The sequence below is a fragment of the Frankia sp. CcCS3 genome (assembly GCF_977927575.1).
The window spans coordinates 1-3148 of the sequence record NZ_CDWRCL010000332.1 but is presented as its reverse complement, the minus strand read 5'-3'; the positions used below and the strand labels follow the sequence as shown (position 1 = coordinate 3148).

Genomic DNA, 3148 nt, shown 5'->3' with positions numbered 1-3148 from the left:
GGCCCTAGCGCGCGAAGCTGTCGGTGGCCTGGTCGATCGCGCCGAGGAGATGGCGAGCGGGCCGTCGGGCCCGTGTCCGAGTCGGGTGAGGAGGGTTCGCAGCGGCGGATCGCTGATCGCATCGGTCGGCGCACGGGTGAGGCGTTCGGCGCCGAGTACGTGGATGTCTCGGGAATGAAAGCGGCGCGGGGCGGGATCGACGGGCTCAGCCAGACCAAGGCGTTCGAGGAGAAAAGCCGATCCGTATGAGGTCGCGGGCCACGCGGGCGGCAAGCACACGCGAGCCGAGGTCGTCGCCGCCGCGGCCACCTGTGCGGCCGATGAACGGTTTTTCCTGGCTGACCCGCAGCCAGCCGGCTGCCAGGACGTAGCGCCAGACGTCGTCGGGGTACCAGGCCAGTGCCCGACGCCGCGTGGTGAGCAGATCGAGCGGGTCGTGCACGGGGGGCCGAAGTCGTGGTCCGTGGAGACCTCGTCGTCGAAGCCGAGGACCTCGGACCCCTCACCGAGCAACGCGGCAGCGTGGGGCACGCCCACGACCAGCGACCGAACCGCCCGCTCGTAGAACCGTCGAGAAAGATCGCGACCGGGCACGGCTCCGCGATCCTCCTCAAGGCATCCCGTCATGCACCAGGCATCTCATCGTCGAGGTTGCCGAACAGCCGTGCGCGGGACGTGTCAACCATGATCACCACTGAATCGGGGACGTCAGCCAAGGAGACCACGGACCTGACGTGGTCCAGGACGAAGGGCATGGTCCTGCCGCCTGACGTGAACGGCGACTCCCGGCCGGTGCCATCGGCATGCTGGACGGCAGCTGGGACGTGATGGTCCCTTCGTCGCTGCCCAGGCCGTCGGCGAACAGGTTGTCATGCGCGTTCTTGCCGCGGCCCCAGCGGCTGCCGTGGCTACCGCGGGTCCTCCGAAGTCGCCACCGCTCAGCACCTCGGCGGAACGGACGCGGTTCGCATGATCCCAACATGGTCGTCCGGCCGGGGCTCGAACCAGCTGTCGAGGCCCTGACCAGCACCGTTCCATGGTGTTGAATCTCAAAGCGATAGATCGCGAACCGCATTCACCGAGGTCGGAGGCGTGATCAGAAAAAGGGTGGCCTCTCTGTACCAGCATCCGAATCGATAGATCTTGGTTGCTGGCCTTGAAATTACCGTCCGGCCGGTCGCTACCCGGCCCCTGGACAGGGGCGACGCTGGATGACCGCGCCGACCGGAGTGTCGCCTGACGGATTGAACGAGTGTTCCATTGGTCCGTCCGCGCGATCGCGACCAGTCAGGGAGGAATCACTCGCCGCACAGGTAGATCGTCGATCACGGGTAGGCTGGTCGTGAAGTAGCGAGTCGGGCGGGGAGGAGGACTGGTGAGCCGTCGGTTCAACACGGCTGGGCCGTGCATCCCCGCGGAGCATTACATGATCCCGGCGCTGTCCCGCCTCCCGGAGGCGCCCGGGTTGGTGGATCTCAAGGCCTACTTCGTCGTCCACGCGCCCCGCCAGACGGGGAAGACGACGGCGCTCCGCGCACTCGCGGCCGACCTGACCATGCAGGGCCGGTACGCCGCGGTGCACGTCTCCTGCGAGACCGGGCGCGCCTGGGGAGACGACATCCGCGCCGCGTCCCGGGCGATTCTCGACCGGCTCCGCTCCAGCGCCGAGGACACCCTGCCTGCGGAGCTGCGGCCGGCGCCGTGGCCGGAGACCTCCGACGGCACCCTGATCGTCGAGGCGCTCGGAGCCTGGGCCCGGATCTGCCCACGTCCGCTCGTCCTGTTCTTCGACGAGATCGACGCCCTTCAGGGCCAGTCGCTGATCAGTGTGCTCAGCCAGGTGCGGGACGGCTACAACGCCCGCTCCACAGCGCCCTTCCCGGCATCGGTCGTGCTGTGTGGTCTCCGCGATGTCCGTGACTACAAGGCGGCGGCCGGTGGTGACCCGTCGCGGCTGGGCACGTCGAGCCCTTTCAACATCAAACTCAAGTCGCTTAGGCTGGGCGACTTCACCGCGGATGAGGTGGCGGAGCTCTACGGTCAGCACACCGCCGCCACCGGCCAGCCGTTCGCGCCGGGCGCCGTCGAGCACGCCTACGAGCTCACGGGCGGCCAGCCGTGGCTGGTCAACGCGCTGGCCCGCGAGGTCGTCGAGGAGATGGCCGTGCCCGCCACAGAGACGATCACACTTGAGCATCTCGAGGCCGCGAAGGAACGGCTCGTCCTTGCGCGCGCCACCCACCTGGACTCGCTGGCCTCCAAGCTAGCCGAACCCCGTGTCCGTGAGATCATCGCTCCGTTGATCGCCGGGGACCCGCTCGTCCTCGACCCGTACGACGACGACGTCAGCTATGTCCGTGATCTCGGCCTCATCGCACCCGACCCACCAGTACGGGCCGCGAATCCGATCTACCGCGAGGTCATCGTCCGCGTCCTGTCGTCCTCCGTGCAGGAGAGCATCACCACCGATCCCCGCACCTTCGTCCGCCCGGACGGCAGTTTCGATCTTCCACGAGTCCTCGCCGACTTCGCGGTCTGGTGGATCGAGAACGGCGAGTTCCTCACCAGCCGCGGCTACTACGACGAGGCCGCGCCCCAGCTCATTCTCATGGGCTACCTCCAGCGCGCCATCAACGGTACCGGCCAGATCGAACGCGAATACGCGCTCGGCTCCGGCCGCATTGACCTTCATCTCCGCTGGCCCTACGTACCCCGCGGGGGACCGCGGCAGGTCCAGCGCGAGGGTTTCGAGATCAAGGCCTGGCGCACCGGCAGATCCAACCCGCTCAAGGCCGGGCTCCTACAGCTGGACCGCTATCTCGGCCGACTCCAGTTGCCGACCGGCACCCTTGCGATCTTCGACCAGCGCACGAACGCGCCTCCCATCGACGAACGCACCGCGATCACCACCGTGACCAGCCCGGCCGGGCGCTGCATCACCCTCCTCAACGGGTGACCGACGCCCGCGCGCCTTGAGTCCGAACACGACGCGGGGGCCGAGTCGTCCGCGAGGCCTGTGGGGTGTCAGAGGGCGCTTTGGAGTTCTGATAACGATAAGTAGCATCTGAGATCGGTGGCTTTTGCTGTACATCGCACCACGAGAACGCTTTCGCGCTCCCCAAATAAACGATCATGGGCCCGTTTCGTT

The 3148-nt window shown here is 67.5% G+C and carries 3 protein-coding genes; 2 read left to right on the top strand and 1 reads right to left on the bottom strand.

Annotated elements, in window-relative coordinates; all coding sequences use genetic code 11:
- The coding region (locus AC08OQ_RS18790; protein WP_476612275.1) for a hypothetical protein at positions 1-249 on the top strand (249 nt) is incomplete at its 5' end.
- Here AC08OQ_RS18790 and AC08OQ_RS18785 read toward each other — a convergent pair.
- Positions 206-442: a DUF4037 domain-containing protein gene (locus tag AC08OQ_RS18785; protein ID WP_462203587.1), complete on the bottom strand. Its 237-nt coding sequence runs from the start codon at positions 440-442 to the stop codon at positions 206-208. The two genes, AC08OQ_RS18790 and AC08OQ_RS18785, sit on opposite strands and share 44 nt — an antisense overlap.
- Before the next feature lie 933 nt (positions 443-1375).
- Here AC08OQ_RS18785 and AC08OQ_RS18780 point away from each other — a divergent pair.
- Complete coding sequence (locus AC08OQ_RS18780) at positions 1376-2956, top strand: AAA family ATPase (RefSeq protein WP_476602324.1); 1581 nt, start codon at positions 1376-1378, stop codon at positions 2954-2956.
- Positions 2957-3148: the final 192 nt, after the last annotated feature.